We start from the raw sequence: 17,988 nt of genomic DNA, 5'->3' as shown, positions 1-17,988 counted from the left end.
GCCGCAGCAACCTTCCGGGCGGTGTCTGCCCATGCGGGCGGCCGCGCAGTCCAGACGTCACTCCCGTGAGGGAAGCGGCAGATGAGCCGATTTATGCGAGCTGGTTCAGGACCTGGCAGGCGCGCTCGACCCCGTCCTCGGCCGTCAGCGCCCGGCCCAGCCGACGGGCCGCCTCGGCGTGGTCGCTGTCCTCGGTGACGGCTCGCAGGCGGTCGGCGAGAGCGGGGACGGTGAGCTGCCGGGCGGGCAGGGGCGTGGGCCCCACGCCGAGGCGGTGCGCCCGGTCGGCCCAGTAGGGCTGGTCGCCGAAGAACGGGCAGACCAGGGACGGCACTCCGGAACGCAGTGCCGAGGCGGTGGTGCCCGCACCGCCGTGGTGGACCACCGCGGCCATGCGGGGGAACAGCCAGCTGTGCGGGGTCTCCTCGACCGCGAGCATGTCGTCGTCACTCGTCGCGGGGTCTCCGGCCAGGACCCCGCGCAGTCCCGCCCGCCGCAGTGCGGCGCGAACGACGCGGTCGGTGGCCTGGGGATCGCTGGTTTTCATGCTGCCGAAGCCCACGTACACGGGCGGCGGTCCGTCGCCCAGGAAGTCGAGCAGGCGCCGTGGCGGTTTCCACAGGGGTTGGTCGTGGTGCCAGAAGCCGGTCAGGTGGACGTTGGGTCCCCAGTCGGGCGGGCGGGGTACGAGGGTGGGGCTGAACGCACACAGCACGGGGGCCCGGCGGAGCCGGCGGTGCGGTGCGAAAGGGGACAGCGCGGGAAGGGCGAGGTGTTCCCTGCGCCAGGTGTTGATGAACTGACGGCACGCCAGCCACGCTCCCAGGTCGACCGCCTCGTAACTGAGGCGGTTTCCGACGGGTCCGAGGAACCGTGCGGCCGGCGTGAACGGGTGGGGGAACGCTCCCGTCGGCTGGCTGGGCTGGAAGTGGACGAGGGCGTGCGGGACGCGCAGGTACTGGCTCAGGTGGACGCCGAGCAGGCCGAAGGTGGGCGCCAGGACGAGGTCGGCTCCCTCGGCACCCGCCTGGGTCTCGGCGAGCAGACGGGCGAACAGTGGCCGCATGATCCGGTTGAGGCCGCGGATGAAGGCCACCGGGTTGCGTCGGCCGGCCAGCAGTTCCTGTCCTTCGGGTGATTCGATGATCTCGCTGGGGTCCGCCGGGAGAGCGTGGAACCGCAGCCCCGCCCCGGTGATCAGTCGCTGGTAGCGGCTGCTGGCCAGCAGGCGGACAGCATCGCCCTGGCGGGTCAGGGCCCTGCCCAGTGCCAGACACGGCTGGACGTCCCCACGCGACCCCGCGGCGAAGATCACCACTGTCCGGCCCATGGTTGCCTCGCTCCTGGTCGTACCCGCGGAGGGCCCGGTTGGCTAGGAGAGTACCCCGGTCACCGTGGGCCAGATGCTGTGCAGTTCGCGCTGCCAGTAGGGCCAGGAATGGGTTCCGGGTTCGTAGAGGTTCGTCGAGACGTCGACACCCGCGGAGCGGAGCGATTCGGCGAACTTCGTCAGCGATGCCGGGAGTGCCGCTTCGGATACCGAGCCCACCCACAGCGCGGAGGACGTATTGCCTTCGTCCAGTGGTCCGGGCGTTCCGTCTCCCGCGGACAGGTGGACCTTCGTTCCGAGGAAGGCGCCCGGCATGGCGGCCGGGTTGTGGGCCTGCCAGATGTCGCCGTGTCTCTTCGGGTCTCCCCAGACGCGATTGATGTCGACGCCGTCCATGACGGAGCCGAGACGCAGAAGAAAACGCACCGTGGGGTCGTCGAGGTCGACGTACGAGCTCATGGAGGCGACGTAGCGGAACATTCCCGGGTGACGTGCCGTGTAGTTGAGCGCTCCGAAGCCGCCCATGGACAGGCCGATGACCGCACGGGAGGAGTTCGCTCGGAAACTCCGCTCCATGAGCCGGACCAGTTCGACGGTGTGGAAGGTCTCCCAGCGGGGCCTGCCGTCGTACCAGTCGGAGTAGTAGCCGTGCTCCCCGCCGTCGGGCATCACGACGAGTACCTCGGAGTTCGCCGCCAGTTCCTCGACGTCCGTCTCGCGCGTCCAGGAGGTGTAGTCGTCCGCCCCTCCGTGCAGCATGTAGACCGCCGGGAAGGTGCGGTCCCGCTCGCTCTTCCAGCTCTTGGGGAGGATCACCCGGACCGGTACCGAGGCTCTCATGGCCCGTGACCGGACGGTCAGGTCCACCGTGCGGTCGTCGAGTTCGTCGACGTGGGTGATCCGGGCGCCGGTGCCGGCCGACCGGGAGGCCTGCCGCTCACCGTTTCCCGCCGCGGCCGCGACGGTGCCGTACAGGGGTGTGAGCAGCAGGAGACAGGCCAGGAGTGAACGCCCGGTGAGTCGGGCCGGGCCGGTGAGCATTCTGCGGGCGGATGACATGGGCGGGGGACTCCTCGGGGCGGATACGACCCTGTCGACATACGACATATACGTGCAGACCATGCCGAAATCGGCCACCCCACACCCAGCCGACACGCCGATTTTATGTAGATATGATCAACTGATCACGCTTGGTGTGATTCATGATGCTTCGCCGGTCGGCCCGTCATGCGGCCAGACGGAGGACCGCGCGGTTGCGCCGCGTCGAGGCAGGCGGCTTGCTGTGAAGAGGTGGCGGGGAAGACCGGCCAGTGAAACCGCGGGGCAGCCGAACGCGGCCCAGGAACCGTTGGGAGACTCCATGAGCACGACCATGTCCGAGGCCGTCATCGCCGGTGCCGACCGGGCCACGCTGGAGCAGCTGCCCCTGCCCGATCAGTTCGCCGCGGCCACGGTGCGTCTGGCCGACATCAAGATGTTCCAGGACACCGAGGACAAGGACGTACAGAAGTCCCTCTCCGTGGACCAGGTCGCGATGCCCGAACTGGCTCCGGACGAAGCCCTGATCGCGGTGATGGCGAGCTCCATCAACTACAACACCGTGTGGACCGCGATGTTCGAGCCACTGCCGACGTTCCAGTTCCTGAGGCAGATGGGGAAGGCCGGGGGGTGGGAGGCGCGGCATGACCTTCCGTACCACGTGGTGGGGTCGGACGCCTCGGGTGTCATCGTGCGAACGGGGTCGTCCGTCCGCAAGTGGAAGGTCGGGGACCACGTGGTGGTGGCGACGGCCTACGTCGACGACCAGGACCACGAGACACACCGGGACGGCATGCTCGGCCACGGGCAGAAGGCGTGGGGCTTCGAGACGAACTTCGGCGGACTGGCGCACTACGCGATCGTGCGGGCCAGCCAGCTGATGCCCAAGCCGGCCCTGCTCACCTGGGAGGAGGCGGCCGTCAACCCGCTGTGCGCCGGCACCGCCTACCGCATGCTGGTCAGCGACCGCGGGGCCCAGATGAAGCAGGGGGACGTGGTGCTGATCTGGGGTGCGACCGGCGGGCTCGGGTCCTACGCGGTCCAGCTCGTCCGCAACGGTGGCGGCATCCCGGTCGGCGTGGTGAACTCCCGCGAAAAAGCTGACCTGTTGCGGTCCCTCGGCTGTGAGGCGGTCATCAACCGCTCGGAGATCGACGAGGGTGACGCCACCTTGCTGCAGCGGCCGGAGGGATGGAAGAAGCTCGGCGCCGCCGTGCGTGACGCGGCGGGCGAGGATCCGCACATCGTCTTCGAGCACGTCGGCCAGCAGACATTCCAGGCCTCGGTCTTTCTCGCCAGACGCGGTGGGACGGTGGTCACCTGCGGTTCCAGTACCGGCTACCAGCACACCTACGACAACCGCTACCTGTGGATGCGGCTCAAGAGGATCATCGGGAGCCACGGGGCCAACCTGCACGAGCAGTGGGAGGTCAACCGGCTGTTCGGCATGGGCCGTCTGCTGCCGGCACTGTCGACGACGTACACCCTCGACCAGGTCGCGACCGCGGCCAGGAGTGTGCAGACCAACCAGCACATCGGCAAGGTGGGTGTGCTGTGTCTCGCTCCGCACTCCGGGCTCGGGGTGACGGACCCGCAGGCCAGGGCGCGCGTGGGCGAGGACCGACTGCGCACGTTCCGGAGTGGGCCGCCGGTCTCCTAGGGCCTGCCCTGGCCTTCCAGGGCTTCGGTGAGGTGCCGCGCGATGACCTCGACATGCGGCGGGTCGATGAGCGACAGGTGATCGCCAGGGACGGGTACCACCTCCAGCGACGGGCACAGCGGCGCCCAGCCGAGGTCCGCCTCGTCGCGCAGGTAGCGGGGGTCGAGGGCGGTGGTCAACGGCTGTGACTCCTGGGCGCGGTAGAGGACGACGTGGCCCGGGTACGGCTGAGGCCGGTAACGCTCCCCCACCCGCGCGTCGACGTAGGACGTGCGCTGGTGCTCCATGATTCCGGGGCTCATGTCGAGACCGGCCTCGGCGACGAGCCGCATCACCACGTCGATCTGCTGCTCGTCGGGCGTGGCGGACAGTTCCTCGTAGGGCAGGTCGAGTGGGCGTCCGTACGTCTTCTCGATGTATGCGGCGAAGCGGCCGAACCGTTCGATGAGCATCTCCTTGGATTCCAGCCCCGGCAGAGCCGCCGGCAGGATGGTGTCGATGAGTCCGAGGAAGCCCACGGCGGCGCCGGTCTCGCGGAGCCCGCGGGCGACCTCGTAGGCGAGACAGCCGCCGAACGACCAGCCCAGCAGGTGGTACGGCCCCTCGGGCTGGAGCTCCCGGATGAGGCCGATGTAGTGGGTGGCCTTCTCCTCCATCGTCCGCAGACGGTCCACGCGGTCGAATCCGTACACGTTGCGTGTGGTGGGGAGCAGCTGGACGAGTGGCCGGTAGACCGAGGTCGGCCCGCCGGCGGGGTGGAAGGTGAACAGGGCGGGGCGGTCGGCGCCGGGCCGGCCGTCGCGGAGGACACGAAGGACGGACTCGCCGGTTCCGTTCACCACCGGCCGGATCAGCTCCGCGAGGGTGGCGACGCTGGAGTGGGCGAGGACGCGCTCCGCGGTGAGGCCCGGGGCGGTGGCGTCCAGGCGTCGGTGAACGCCCTCCACCAGGTCGTGAGCGGTGTGCCGGTCACCACCCGCGGCGAGGAAGTCTTCGTTCACGTCCTTCGGCGGGCGCCCGAGGATCTCCTTCCAGACGCCGGCCACCACACGTTCGGCGGCGTCGCGAGGGGCCAGCCGGGTCGGCAGCGGCGGGGTCGCCCCGGCGCTGAAGAGCTTCTGCCCGGTGTCCTGCGGATCGGTGTCCTGCGGATCGGTGTCCTGCGGTTCGGTGTCCTGCGGTTCGGTGTCCTGCGGTTCGTTGTCCGGCGAGGCCTCACGGGAATCAGCCCACGGCAGACCCAGTTCGCGCAGTACCGCGTCACCGACGGCACGGAGCGTGGCACCCCGCAGGAGGAGAGGGGTGGGCAAGGCCACGGCGAAGTCCTGCTTGGCGGCGTTCTGGATCCGCACCGTCATGAGGGAGTCGAGACCGAGGTCGGTCAGCGGAGTGTCCTCGTCCAGGTCCTGGACCGCGCGTCCCATGACCGCCGCTGTGCGTGTGACCAGACGTTCGTAGACCCTGGCGGGGGCCGCGTCGCCCAGCGTCGCGATGCCGGCCGGGCCGTCCCATTCGTCGTCGGGGAGATGATCACCCCGCAGGACCCCCGCGAAGAAGGGGAGCGCGTCCATTCCGGGGAAGGCCTCCAATACCCGGCGGGCGTCCAGACGTACCACGCCGGTGTGCGCCCGGCCCCGGGTGACGAGGGCCTGGAGGGCGTCCAGTCCCTCGGTGGAGGTGATGGGGTCGAGAGCGAGCGCGGTGTTCACCGCGGGGTCACGGGGTGCCGCGCCCACCTCGGCCCAGGGGCCCCACGCGAGGGCGGTCGCCGGCCGGCCGACGGCGCGGCGGTGGTGGGCGTGCGCGTCCAGCCAGGCGTTGGCGGCGGCGTAGGCCGCCTGTCCGGGGGAGCCGAAGAGGGCGGCGGCGGAGCTGTACAGCAGCCACCAGTCGAGGTCGTGCCCCTCGGTGGCCGCCTCCAACTCGAGGGCTCCGGTGACCTTCGGCCGGAGGACGGCGTCGATGTCGGACGGCAGCAGGTCGGTGACGATGCGGTCGTGGAGCACCGCCGCGGCGTGCGCGACCCCGCACAGGGCATGCCCCTCGGACACCGCCGCCTCGACCAGACGCGCGGCCACACCGGGCTCGGCGACGTCTCCCCGCACCACGGCGACGGAGGTGCCGAACTCGCCGAGTGCGGTGAGGGCGGCCCGCGTGTCGGGGCCCGGGGCGCGGCGACCGTTCACGACGACGCGGCCCGCGCCCTGTTCGGCCAGCCGTCGCGCCGTCGCGAGGCCCAGGCCGGACAGACCGCCCGTCACGATGTACGCGCCGTCGGGACGCGCGAAGGGCACTCGGCCGGGCGTGTCGTCGGGGTCCGCGGCGGCCAGTCGGGCGACGAAGCGGGTCCCGGCACGCCAGGCGACCTCGTCGGCCTCGCCGTCGCAGAGCAGTTCCTGGACCAGGTCGTCCACGAGACCGGGTTGCGGGTCGATGTCCACCAGCGTCGTGCGCAGCGTGGGCTGCTCCAGGGCCAGTACGCGCACCAGTCCGCGCAGCGAGGCCAGATCGGGGTTCCCGGTCTCCCCCGGTACGACGGACCTGGCCCGCTCGGTCACGAGCCACAGCCGGGGAACGGACAGGGGCCGCGGGTCCGCGGCCAGCCGACGGGCGACGTCCGCGGCGGCGTGCAGCCCTTGACAGGTTCCGGGCGGTTCGGGGCCGTCCGTCACGAGCATGACCAGGGCGGCCCGCCCGTCGTGGGTCTGTTCGCGCCAGGTGTCCAGCACGTCGGGGAAGGAAGCGTCCCGGGTGTGCGCGACCACGACCTCGACGCCTTGTTCCTCGAGGGCCGACGTGAGGGGGACGGCACAGGTGTTCCCGCTGCCCTCGGGCTGGTTGGTCAGCAGGAGGACATGGGTCGGTGGGGAGGGGACGGAGACCGGGGATTTCTCCCATTCGATCTCATAGGTCGTCTCATCGAGGGGCCGCGGGACCTCCGTCGGTCCGACGGCCCGGAACCGCGTCTCGTGCGCCACGATCAGCTCTCGTCCCCCGTCGTCCTCCGCATGGATGTCCCACCCGCCGCGGTGGGATCGGTCCGGGGCCTGGTCGCCGGTGGCCGTTTCGTCGGTACGCGGCAGGCACCGGACCAGGCATTCGGCATCGGCGGGGACCTGTAGCCGTACCCGCAGGGACCGCACGGTGACCGGAACGTCTTCGGTGGCGCATTGCGCGGGGTCCGCCCCTGGCAGGTCCCGACGGGTCGGCGCGTGCAGAACGGCGTGCAGGAGCTGTCCGTGTCGTTGGTCCGGTGCGTGGTCCTCGGCGGCGGGGACGCGGAAACCGACCTCGAAGGGAGCGGCGGTCCCTGCCGGCTCACGAGGCGTCAGCGCCTCGGGCCTGGTGAGTACGCGAGCCGAGGCGTGGCGCAGCCAGGCGCCGGAGGCGGACCGGGAGTGGATGCTGACGGTGGCCTGATCGCGGCCCTCCGGCTCCCAGACGGTGGTGACCGGTGTCCGCGCGGAGATCGGCAGCCACTGATGGACGGTCAGGTCCTCGATGCGTAGCGACTCGGTGGCCGCGGCGCTCGTGGCGGTCGCCGCGGCGATCACGAGTTCCGCGCACGCGGGCAGCGTCAGAACGGGCCTGCCGTGCACCGTGGACGGCTGCAGGTTCCAGCCGTCAGTGCCGATGTCCCCGTGCCACAGGACCCGGTCCGTGCCGGGATCCTCCACCCGCGCCCCCAGCAGCGGGTGGCCGCCCACCTGGGACGGCCGCCTGGACCGGCTGCCGCGACGGAACCAGTGCGGGACATGACGCCAGGGAGGGCTCGGCACGGTCAACCGCTCACCGTCCGGCCAGAGTTGTCCGGCCAGGCCGTCCACCTGGGCCAGGTGGAGCTCCGCCAGCGCGGTGCGCAGGTGCACGCTCTCGTCACTGTCGCGGCGGATCGTGGACAGCACCCGCCCGCGCCCCGGGGTCACCGCGTCGAGTGTCTCGGTGATCGGGACGACGGCGACGGGGTGCGGTGAGACCTCCAGGAAGAGGTCGTGGCCGTCGGCTGCCGCGGCGGCCACCGCCTGGTGGAAGCGGACCGGGCGGCGGGCGTTGGCGGTCCAGTAGTCCGCGTCCGCGTGGACCTCGGCGCGCGGGTCGTCGAGGACGGTCCCGTACCAGGGGACGGTCGCGGCCCGTGGGCTGATGCCGTCGAGGGCGTCGCGCAGCGCCGGAAGGACGGGATCGACCGCCGGTGAATGTCCGGCGCCGCCGACCGGGAGGAGACGGGCGAGCCGCCCCTGCGCCTCGACTTCCTCGACGAGACGGGCGATCGGTTCGCTGGGCCCGGTGACGGTGCACCGCTGCGGCGAGGCGTACACCGCGATGCTGACCTCCGGTCGGCGGCCGAGGACGTCGGCGCGGGCTTCCTCCGGCAGCTCCACGGCGGCCATGGCGCCGGCCTGTTCCTGGTCGACGGTGGCGAGCCGGGTGGAACGGGCGAGGATCACCCGTAGGCCGTCGCGGGTGTCCAGGGCGCCGGTGACCACGGCCGCGGTCACTTCTCCCATCGAGTGTCCGATGACGGCGGCGGGTACGACTCCGTAGGCCCGCAAGGTGTGGGCCAGGGCGAGTTGGAGGCCGAACAGGAGCGGCTGGGTACGGTCGACGCCGGTGCCCCGGTCCGTGCTGGAGAGCAGGTCCGTCAGGGAGACGCCCGTCTCCGCCTCGAAGGCGGGGTCCAGTTCGGCCACGGAAGCGGCGAAGAGGGGATCCTCGCGCAGGAGTCGGCGGCCCATCCCGTCCCACTGGGAGCCGTAACCGGAGAAGACGAGAACGGGGCGGCGTGGCGTCTCCCGGTCGGCTTCCTGAGCCTGTTCGGTCCGTGGGGGCACGACGCCCGTCGGGGACTCGCCCTTGGCGAGCGCCGCGAGTGCGGCGGTGAGGTCGTGCGGCTCGCGGCCGACGACGGCGGCGCTTGCGGGACCCCGGCGGTGGTGCGCCAGCGTGTGGCAGACGTCGGTGAGCGACAGAGCGGCGCCCCGCGTGTGCAGCCACCGGGCGAGACCGGTGGCGGTGTCCCCGAGCCGGTCCTGAGTGCGTGCCGTGACCAGCAGGATGTGCGGGACGCCCTCGTCGTTTCGTTCCCGGGTGGCCGTGGTGCCCCGATGACCGTGCCGGGGTTCGCGGGCGGGCGGGAGGGCCGGCTGGGGCGCCTGCTCCAGGACGGCGTGGGCGTTGGTGCCGCCGAAGCCGAAGGCCGACACCCCCGCCAGGGCGGGGCGCCCGTCCTCGGTCGGCCAGTCGGTGGGCTCGGTGACGACGCGCAGGCCCAGCGCGGTGAAGTCGATGTGGGGGTTGGGGCGGTGGAAGTGGAGGCTGGCGGGCAGCGTCGCGTGGTGGAGCGAGAGCACCGTCTTGATCAGGCCGACGATTCCCGCCGCGCCCTCCAGGTGCCCCAGATTGCTTTTGACCGAGCCGATCAGCAGCGGTCGGCCGGGCGGGCGGTCACGGCCCAGGACGGTGCCCAGGGCGCCCGCCTCGATGGGGTCGCCCAGCAGCGTTCCGGTGCCGTGCGCTTCGACATAGCCGATGTCCGTCGGGTCCGTGCCGGCGTCCCGAAGCGCGCTGCGCAGCAGTGCCTCCTGGGCGACCGGATTGGGTGCGGTGAGCCCGGCCGAGCGGCCGTCGGAGTTGACGGCCGTGCCGCGGACGACGGCCAGGATCCGGTCGCCGTCGCGCTGGGCGTCGGTGAGCCGTTTGAGGACGACGACACCGCATCCCTCGCCGCGCGCGATGCCGTCGGCCCGCGCGTCGAACGGCTTGCATCTGCCGTCCGGTGCCAGCGCGCCGACCTGGTCGAAGTTGGCGGTGATGGCCGGTGAGAGCAGCACGTTGACCCCGGCGGCCAGAGCGGTGTCGCAGTCGCCGTCGCGGAGGCTGCGGCAGGCCTGGTGCACGGCGACCAGGGACGAGGAACAGGCGGTGTCGAGGGTCATGCTGGGGCCGCGCAGGTCGAGCAGGTAGGACAGGCGGTTGGCGGCGATGCTGCCTGCCGCCCCGCTGCTCGTCCACGGTGTGACGCCCGGCAGGTCCGCTGTGGTCAGATGCCCGTACTCGAGCGCGCTGAGCCCGACGAACACGCCGGTCGCGCTGCCTTGCAGGGCCGGGAGCGGAATTCCCGCGTGATCGAGGGCCTCGCACCCCACTTCGAGAAGGAGCCGTTGCTGGGGGTCCATGACGTCGGCCTCGCCGGGCGTGATCCCGAAGAAGTCGGCGTCGAAGCCCTCGATGTCGTCCAGGAAGGCACCCCAGCGGGTGGTACGTGCCAGGACCGCCGCGGTCTGGGGCGCCCCGTCGTCGAAGAGCTGCCAGCGTTCGTCCGGGACCTGGCTCACCGCGTCCGTCCCCGCGAGCAGTGCCTCCCAGAAGGCGTCCGGTCCGTTGATGCCGCCGGGGAGGCGGCATCCGACACCGACCACGGCGACCGCGTCGGCGCCGGGGCCGGTGTGGTCGGTGGCGTTGGTCGGGGTCGCGGTCGGGGCCGGGGTGCGGGTGCCGTCTTCGCGCGGGTTTCCCGGCGCCAGGCCGCGGACCAGTTGCTCGATGCTGGGGTTCTCCCACACCAGGGTGGCGGGCAGTGTCCGGTCGAGCAGCTGTTCCAGCCGTCCGCTGAGACCGACCGCGTCCCGCGAGGTCAGTCCGTACTCGGTCAGGGGACGTCGGTCGTCGAGCTCGTCGCCGGGGACGCCGCACAGGTCGGCGACCAGCTGACGCAGCAGGGTGCGCAACTCGGCGGCTGTCGCCCCTTGGGGTGCGCCGGTCATGCCGCGCCGGATCTCTTCGGTGCCCCGGGTGTCGTGGCCGTCCACGTGCCGTCGAGGTAGCGCGCACGGCAGGCGGCGCGGGCCACCTTGCCGCTGGTGGTGCGGGGTACGGCGCCCGGTGGGACGTAGACGAAGTCGTGGACGGCGATGCCGTGGGTGACCGAGACGGCCCCGCGTACGGCTCGGGTCACCTCGTCGAGGCGTGTGTGCGGGTCGGTGACGGCGGAGGCGTGCTCGGCGACGACGACGAGCCGTTCGCCCTCGTCGGTGGGCACGGCGAACGCGGCCGTGTGGTGGCGTCGGACGGCGGGGTGCGCGTTCTCCACGGTGAGTTCGATGTCGTGCGGATAGTGGTTGGTACCGTCGACGATCACCAGGTCCTTGATCCGGCCGGTGACGTAGAGCTGTTTGTCGTGCCACATCCCCAGGTCGCCCGTGCGCAGCCAACGCGGCGCCGGACCGGCCGGGTCTCCGTCCTCCATGACGGCGCCGAAGTGGTGTCCGTCCGGCGGGCGGCCCCAGTAGCCGCGCCCGATGTTCGGGCCGCGCAGCCAGATCTCCCCGACCGTCCCGTCGTCCTGCCGGCGGCAGGTGGCCGGATCGACGATGGCCACCTCCTGGTCGGTCGGCCGACCGCAGGCGACCAGCTCGGTGACGGGCCCTCCTTCGGCCGGTTCGGCGACCCGCGCGATCCCCTGCGCCAGCAGCTCCCGGTCGAAGGGGGTGACGGTCGGTTCCTCCCCGGCGGGCGACGCCGTGACGAACACGGTGGCTTCCGCGAGGCCGTAGGAGGGGCGCATGGCGGTCCGGTGGATGCCGGACGGTGCGAAGGCCTCGTGGAAACGCTCGATGGTTCGCGGACTGACGGGCTCGCTGCCGTTGATCATGACGGCGACCGAGCCCAGGGACAGGTCCGTCCGTTCCTCGGGTGGTACTCGGTGAACGCAGTAGTCGTAGGCGAAGTTCGGTGCGGCGGTGAGGGCACCGTCGTGGTGCGTGAGCAGGCGGAGCCAGCGGACCGGTTGTTGGACGAAGGCCAACGGATCCATGAGGACGGACCGCATGCGGCGCACCAGCGGCATGATGATCCCGATCATCAGACCCATGTCGTGGTACAGCGGGAGCCAGCTCACTACGCAGTGGCCCCCGGGGCCCATGTCATACGCTTCCAGTGCCTGCCGCGCGTTGACGCAGACGTTGGCATGGGTGATCTCCACCCCGGACGGCATCCGCGTCGATCCGGACGTGTACTGGAGGTAGGCGCAGTCCTCGGGCCGTGGGTCCCGGGCGGTCCGGGCCTCGGTACGCGGCGTGCCGGCGGTCCGCACAAGGCCCTCGACGCTCATGACACGCATCGGGGACGTGGTTCCGTGGCCGGTCCAGAAAGCGGCCACCGCTTCCCGTTGGTCGGGGGCGGAGATCGCGAGGGAGGGCTGTGCGTCGGCCAGCACGGCCGCCAGTTTCTCGCCGTGGCCGGGCAGGTCGGGCGGGAAGAGCGGCACGGCGATCGCGCCCGCGCCCAGGCAACCCAGGAAGCCGACCACGTAGTCGAGGCCCTGCGGCGCGACGATGGCCACCCGCTCGCCCACCACGCCCGCCCGGCGCAGTCCCGCTGCCACCGCCCGCACCCGGGTGTCCAGCTCGTTCCAGGTCAGCTCGACGGACGTCCCGTCGCGGTCGGCGTGGAAGTCCACGAAGGTGAACGCCGGCTCATCGGGCGCCTGCTGGGCGGAGAGGGCCAAATGGCGGCTGAGCGTGTCGCCCGTGGCTGACGACATTTGATCACCATGCCTTCGCTGGGGCGCTTCCGTTGGTTCCGGAAATGCCTGATACGCCCCTCTATGGGGCCAGCGAAACATGAACAGATAATGTTGATAGATCGACACGCCGAGTGCGCGGCACGGATACCGTCGTTCGCATCCGTGCCGTCAGGGCCGCCCGCCCTCCCGGCGGCCGAGGCAGACAGGTGCCCGCCGTCGGCCTACGACACCACGTCCTTGCGGGCGAACCCCCTGAAGGCCAGCGCGAACAGCACGAGGGCGTACGTGACGGAGACGGCGGTGCCCTGGATCATGCCGGACCACTCGGGGGTGGTCTGTACGGCGTCGGCCCAAGCGAACTGCCAGTGCGCGGGCAGGAAGTCGCGCCAGTGATCGAGAGCCGTCACGGCGTCCAGGACGTTGCCGACGATGGTCAGTCCGACCGCCCCGCCGACCGCGCCGAGCGGCGCGTCGGTCTTCGTCGACAGCCAGAACGCGAGCCCGGCGGTGACCAGTTGGGACACGAAGATGTACGCGACGACGACCACGAGTCGCTGCGCCGCCGTGCCCGGCGCGAGCGAGCCGCCGGTGGGGATCTGCAGGGGACCCCAGCCATAGGCGGCCGAGCCGACGGCCAGGGCCACCACCGGCAGCAGGATCATGGCGCCCAGGCTGAGGCCGAGCCCGACGACGAGCTTCGACCACAGCAGCCGGGCACGGGGCACCGGAGCGGCGAGGAGATAGCGCAGGGAGGACCAGCTGGCCTCCGAGGCCACCGTGTCCCCGCAGAACAGGGCGACCGGCACGACCAGCAGGAAACCGGCGGACACGAACAGGTTCACGGCGGCGAAGTTGGCGCCGGAGGACGTGGCCGTGGACATCAGTGTGATCCGGTCGTCGTTCCCGTCCGGCGTGCCGCCGATGGCGAACGCGATGAGCAGGACGAACGGCAGGGCGGCGAGGATCCCGCCCATGACCAGGGTGCGGCGCCGCTTCAGCTGGCGGACCAGCTCCACCCGGAGGGGAAGCGTGCGGCCCGCCCGGTAGCCGGAGGCGACCTCGGTGCGTTCGACGAGGGTGCTCACGCGGAGCCTCCGATCAGGGTGAGGAAGGCGTCTTCGAGGCGGCGGTGCGGGCCCACCGCCTGGACGGGCACGTCGAGCCGGACGAGTTCGACGACCAGGCGCCGCGCGCTGCCGTCGGCGTCGAGGCGTACCAGGATTCCGTCGTCGGTGCGCTCCGCCGAGCTCACGCCCGGCAGCGCGGCGACCTTCTCCACGACCGGCTCCTCCACGGGCGTCGCGGTGCCGACGAGCAGGGTGTCGCCGGAGCCGATGATGTCCGCGACCGGACCGGCCTGCACGAGCCTGCCCCGGTCCATGACCACGAGGTGCGTGCAGGACTGCTCGACCTCCGCCAGCAGGTGGCTGGAGACGATCACCGTGCGGCCGGCCGCCGCGTAGCGGATCATCACCTCGCGCATCTCGCGGATCTGTGGCGGGTCCAGGCCGTTGGTGGGTTCGTCGAGGATGAGCAGGTCCGGCAGGCCGAGCATGGCCTGGGCGATGGCGAGGCGCTGGCGCATGCCCTGCGAGTAGGTGCGGACCGCGCGGGCCAGCGCGTCGCCCAGGCCCGCGATCTCCAGGGCCTCGTCCAGGTGGGCGTCCTCGACGGGACGGCCGGTCGCCTGCCAGTACAGCTCCAGGTTCTCCCGGCCGGAGAGGTGCGGGAGGAACCCGGCGCCCTCGACGAACGCGCCGACCCTCGACAGCACCGGGGCACCGGGCCGGATCGCGTGGCCGAAGACACGGATCTCGCCGCCGTCGGGCTTGATCAGACCCATGAGCATGCGCAGGGTGGTCGTCTTGCCGGCGCCGTTGGGGCCCAGGAGGCCGAGGACCTGCCCCTTCTCCACGCGGAACGACAGCTCCTGCACCGCGTACCGGTCGGTGGACTTGGCGTATCGCTTGCTCAGGTCCGTGATCACCAGGGGGACTTCGGCCAGCTCCGGGTCCGGGGCCGGGGTGAGGGTGCGGCGGCGGGCGGTGAGCAGCAGGGCCACGGCGGTCAGGGCGCCCGCGAGCGGCAGCCACCACACCCAGGTGGGCAGCGAGGCGGCCGCGGTCTTCACACCGGGGGCCGTGGGCACCTTGAGGTCGCCCTTCAGGGAGACGGTGTACGTCGCCGGGGCGGCCGGGGAGGCATATCCCAGGTCGGTGGAGGCGAGGACCAGGCGCAGCCGGTGACCCTTCTCGATGTGGTGGTCGACGGCCGGCAGCGTGATCGTCACGTCCTTGCCGGCCTTGGCGCCCTCGACCCTGAGGGGCGTGACGAGCTGGGAGGGCAGCACCTGTCGTCCGCCGCCCGGCCCGACGTCGTACACCTTCCCGAACAGGACGGCGTCGTCGCTGGTCGACTTGACGTGGAGGGTGGCCGTCGGCGATCCGGTGATGCGCAGGTCGTCGGTGACCGGCGCCGACTCGAACGCGGCGAACTGGCCGGGGAAGTCCAGCGAGATGCCGACGCCCAGTGAGGAGAGCTGGGCGAGTCCGCCGCCGCCGAGGCCGGGCAGCGCGGAGACGCCGGGCGGGCTGGCGCCCGCCGGGTTGTCGAAGCGCTGCTCGCGGCCTTTCAGGGCAATGGACCTCGGTCCGCTCTCCAGACCGGGGTACGTCGCGCCGTCGGCACCCCGCAACAGAGCCTGACCGTCGGTGGAGTCGACGCCTCCGGTGCGGGTGACGCGGAAGGCGGGGCCGGTGTCGGCGCCCTTGTCGTCCTTGAGGTAGCGGTCGAACCAGGAGGTGACCCGGGCCTGGACCCGGCCGGTCTCCATGTCGCCGCCGTCGTGCCCGCCCGCGATCCAGTCGACGTCGACGGGGGCGCCGTTGGCCCGGATCGCCTTCGCCGCCGCGTCGGCCTGCCCGAGCGGGAAGAGGGAGTCGGTCTGGCCCTGCATCAGGAGCGTGGGCACCTTGATGCGGTCGGCGACCGCGGACGGCGAACGGTCCTGGAGGAGCTTCACGGCCTGCGCGTCCGGCCTGCCGGACTCGGCCACCCGCTGGTACATCCGGCACAGCTGCGGTTCGAACGTGTCGCAGCCGCCGCCGGAGTTGACGAAGATGCCCGCCCAGAGCTTCTTGAAGACGCCGTTCGGGAAGAGCGCGTCGGCGAGGTTCCAGTAGGTGATCGCCGGGGCGATGGCGTCCACCCGGCGGTCGAGTCCGGCGGTCTCCAGCGCGATCGCGCCGCCGTACGACGCGCCCGCCATGCCCACACGCGGGTCACCGGGCTTGTCGAGCTGGACCTGCGGCTGTTTCGCCAGCCAGTCGATGAGCTTTCGGACGTCGGCGACCTCGCCCTTCGGGTCGTTCAGCCCGATCTTGCCGGTCGACTTGCCGAAGCTGCGGGCCGACCAGGTCAGGACCGCGTACCCGTCCCGGGCCAGGTCCTCCGCCTGCTGACGTACGTCGGCCTTGCTGCCGCCGAAGCCGTGCGCGAGCAGGACGGCGGGGCGACGGCCGGTCCCCGGGGAGGTGAAGTACGAGGTGTCGATGCGGACACCGTCCAGCGGCATCACCCGGTCGGTGCGGTTCACCCGAGGTGCCCCGTCGTCGGCGACGGCCGTCCATGTCCCGGCGCCGGCGAGGACGACGACGGCGGCCGCGGCGGCGCCCAGCCGTCGCGGCCCCCGAAGCACGCCTCGCAGACGGGGCAGTCGAAGATCCATGCGTCAACGGTACGGCGTGAAACGGTCCTGGCCGGTCGACCGTGGGCTGAAGTGAGAGCCATCCCGGGGAGGTACGGGACGGCTCTCATGTACCGCGTCCGTGGTAGCGCGACGGCGGGGTTCGCCCGGTTCCGCCACGCGAAGACCCCGCGCCCTCGGGGCGCGGGGTCTCGGGGTCTCGGGGTGCTCAGTGGTTGCGCGGGAAGCCCAGGTCCACGCCCGACGGGGCGTCGGCCGGGTCCGGCCAGCGGGTGGTGACGACCTTGCCGCGGGTGTAGAAGTGCGTGCCGTCGTTGCCGTAGATGTGGTGGTCGCCGAAGAGCGAGTCCTTCCAGCCGCCGAAGGAGTGGTAGCCGACGGGGACCGGGATCGGGACGTTCACGCCGACCATGCCGGCCTCGATCTCCATCTGGAAGCGGCGGGCCGCGCCGCCGTCCCGGGTGAAGATCGCGGTGCCGTTGCCGAACGGCGAGCTGTTGATGAGGGCGACGCCCTCGTCGTAGGTGTCGACGCGCAGGACGCACAGCACCGGTCCGAAGATCTCGTCCTGGTATGCCTTCGCCGTCGTCGGCACCTTGTCCAGCAGGGAGATGCCGATCCAGTGGCCGTCCTCGAAGCCGTCGACCGTGTGGCCGGTGCCGTCCAGGACGACCTCGGAGCCCTCGGCCGCCGCGCCCGCCACGTACGACGCCACCTTGTCCCGGTGGACCTTCGTGATCAGCGGGCCCATCTCGGAGGTCGGGTCGTTGCCGGGACCGATCTTGATCTTCTCGGCGCGCTCGCGGATCTTCTGCACCAGCTCGTCGCCGATCGCGCCGACCGCGACCACGGCCGAGATCGCCATGCAGCGCTCGCCCGCGGAGCCGTAGGCCGCGCTCACCGCGGCGTCCGCGGCCGCGTCCAGGTCGGCGTCCGGCAGCACCAGCATGTGGTTCTTGGCGCCGCCCAGGGCCTGCACCCGCTTGTGGTTCGCGGAGGCGGTGGTGTGGATGTAGCGGGCGATCGGGGTCGAGCCGACGAAGGACACGGCCTTGACGTCGGGGTGCTCCAGAAGCCGGTCGACGGCCACCTTGTCACCGTGCACGACGTTGAAGACGCCGTCGGGCAGACCGGCCTCCGACAGCAGCTCGGCGATCTTCAGGCTCGCCGACGGGTCCTTCTCGCTCGGCTTCAGCACGAAGGTGTTGCCGCACGCGATGGCCATCGGGAACATCCACATCGGGACCATCGCCGGGAAGTTGAACGGCGTGATGCCGGCGACGACACCGAGCGGCTGGCGGATCGAGGACACGTCCACGCGGCTGGCGACCTGCGTGGACAGCTCGCCCTTCAGCTGCACGTTGATGCCGCACGCCAGGTCCACGATCTCCAGGCCGCGGGCGACCTCGCCGAGCGCGTCACTGTGCACCTTGCCGTGCTCGGCGGTGATCAGCTCGGCGATGGCGTCCCGGTTGGCGTCCAGCAGCGCGCGGAAACGGAAGAGGATCTCCGTGCGCTTGGCCAGCGAGGACTGGCCCCAGGAGGCGTAGGCGTCCTGGGCGGCGGCCACGGCCGCGTCCACCTCGTCGACGGTCGCGAACGCGACCTTGGTGGTGACCGCGCCGGTCGCGGGGTCGGTGACCGGCCCGTAGGTTCCCGACGCGCCTTCGACGGTCTTGCCGCCGATCCAGTGGTTGACGATCTTCGTCATGGCTGAATCACTCCAGTAG

General features: G+C 71.6%; 8 protein-coding genes. 1 reads left to right on the top strand and 7 read right to left on the bottom strand.

The genetic code is table 11. From position 1 onward, the window contains the following. Positions 1-91: 91 nt before the first annotated feature. Together ACFYRY_RS08605 and ACFYRY_RS08600 are read right to left on the bottom strand one after the other, a co-directional pair. On the bottom strand, positions 92-1,330 hold the full coding sequence (locus ACFYRY_RS08605; protein WP_389141589.1) for a glycosyltransferase: 1,239 nt from the start codon (positions 1,328-1,330) through the stop codon (positions 92-94). Positions 1,331-1,372: 42 nt separating this feature from the next. Further along, complete coding sequence (locus ACFYRY_RS08600) at positions 1,373-2,389, bottom strand: alpha/beta hydrolase (protein WP_389141587.1); 1,017 nt, start codon at positions 2,387-2,389, stop codon at positions 1,373-1,375. 301 nt (positions 2,390-2,690) lie between these two features. On the opposite strand from ACFYRY_RS08600, the gene ccrA reads away from it, so the two are divergent. Then, positions 2,691-4,028 carry a crotonyl-CoA carboxylase/reductase gene (gene ccrA / locus ACFYRY_RS08595; RefSeq protein ID WP_389141585.1) on the top strand — a complete coding sequence of 446 codons (1,338 nt, stop codon included), beginning with the start codon at positions 2,691-2,693 and terminating at the stop codon, positions 4,026-4,028. On the opposite strand, the gene ACFYRY_RS08590 is transcribed toward ccrA, so the two are convergent. The 5 genes from ACFYRY_RS08590 to mmsA form a co-directional block, all read right to left on the bottom strand. Then, on the bottom strand, positions 4,025-10,837 hold the full coding sequence (locus ACFYRY_RS08590) for an SDR family NAD(P)-dependent oxidoreductase (protein WP_389141583.1): 6,813 nt from the start codon (positions 10,835-10,837) through the stop codon (positions 4,025-4,027). The genes ccrA and ACFYRY_RS08590 overlap by 4 nt on opposite strands. Continuing rightward, positions 10,789-12,570: a fatty acyl-AMP ligase gene (locus ACFYRY_RS08585; protein ID WP_389141581.1), complete on the bottom strand. Its 1,782-nt coding sequence runs from the start codon at positions 12,568-12,570 to the stop codon at positions 10,789-10,791. The genes ACFYRY_RS08590 and ACFYRY_RS08585 overlap by 49 nt, the downstream gene beginning before the upstream one ends. Positions 12,571-12,773: 203 nt before the next feature. Further along, positions 12,774-13,637, bottom strand: coding sequence for an ABC transporter permease (locus ACFYRY_RS08580; protein ID WP_389141579.1), 864 nt, complete (start codon positions 13,635-13,637; stop codon positions 12,774-12,776). Further along, positions 13,634-16,279 carry a CocE/NonD family hydrolase gene (locus tag ACFYRY_RS08575; RefSeq protein WP_389141577.1) on the bottom strand — a complete coding sequence of 882 codons (2,646 nt, stop codon included), beginning with the start codon at positions 16,277-16,279 and terminating at the stop codon, positions 13,634-13,636. The genes ACFYRY_RS08580 and ACFYRY_RS08575 overlap by 4 nt, the downstream gene beginning before the upstream one ends. Positions 16,280-16,466: 187 nt before the next feature. Then, complete coding sequence (gene mmsA, locus ACFYRY_RS08570; RefSeq protein ID WP_389141575.1) at positions 16,467-17,969, bottom strand: CoA-acylating methylmalonate-semialdehyde dehydrogenase; 1,503 nt, start codon at positions 17,967-17,969, stop codon at positions 16,467-16,469. Positions 17,970-17,988: the final 19 nt, after the last annotated feature.

The sequence above is a fragment of the Streptomyces sp. NPDC005263 genome, assembly GCF_042872365.1.
Lineage (GTDB): Bacteria > Actinomycetota > Actinomycetes > Streptomycetales > Streptomycetaceae > Streptomyces.
This window is presented reverse-complemented; position numbering and strand designations above follow the sequence as displayed.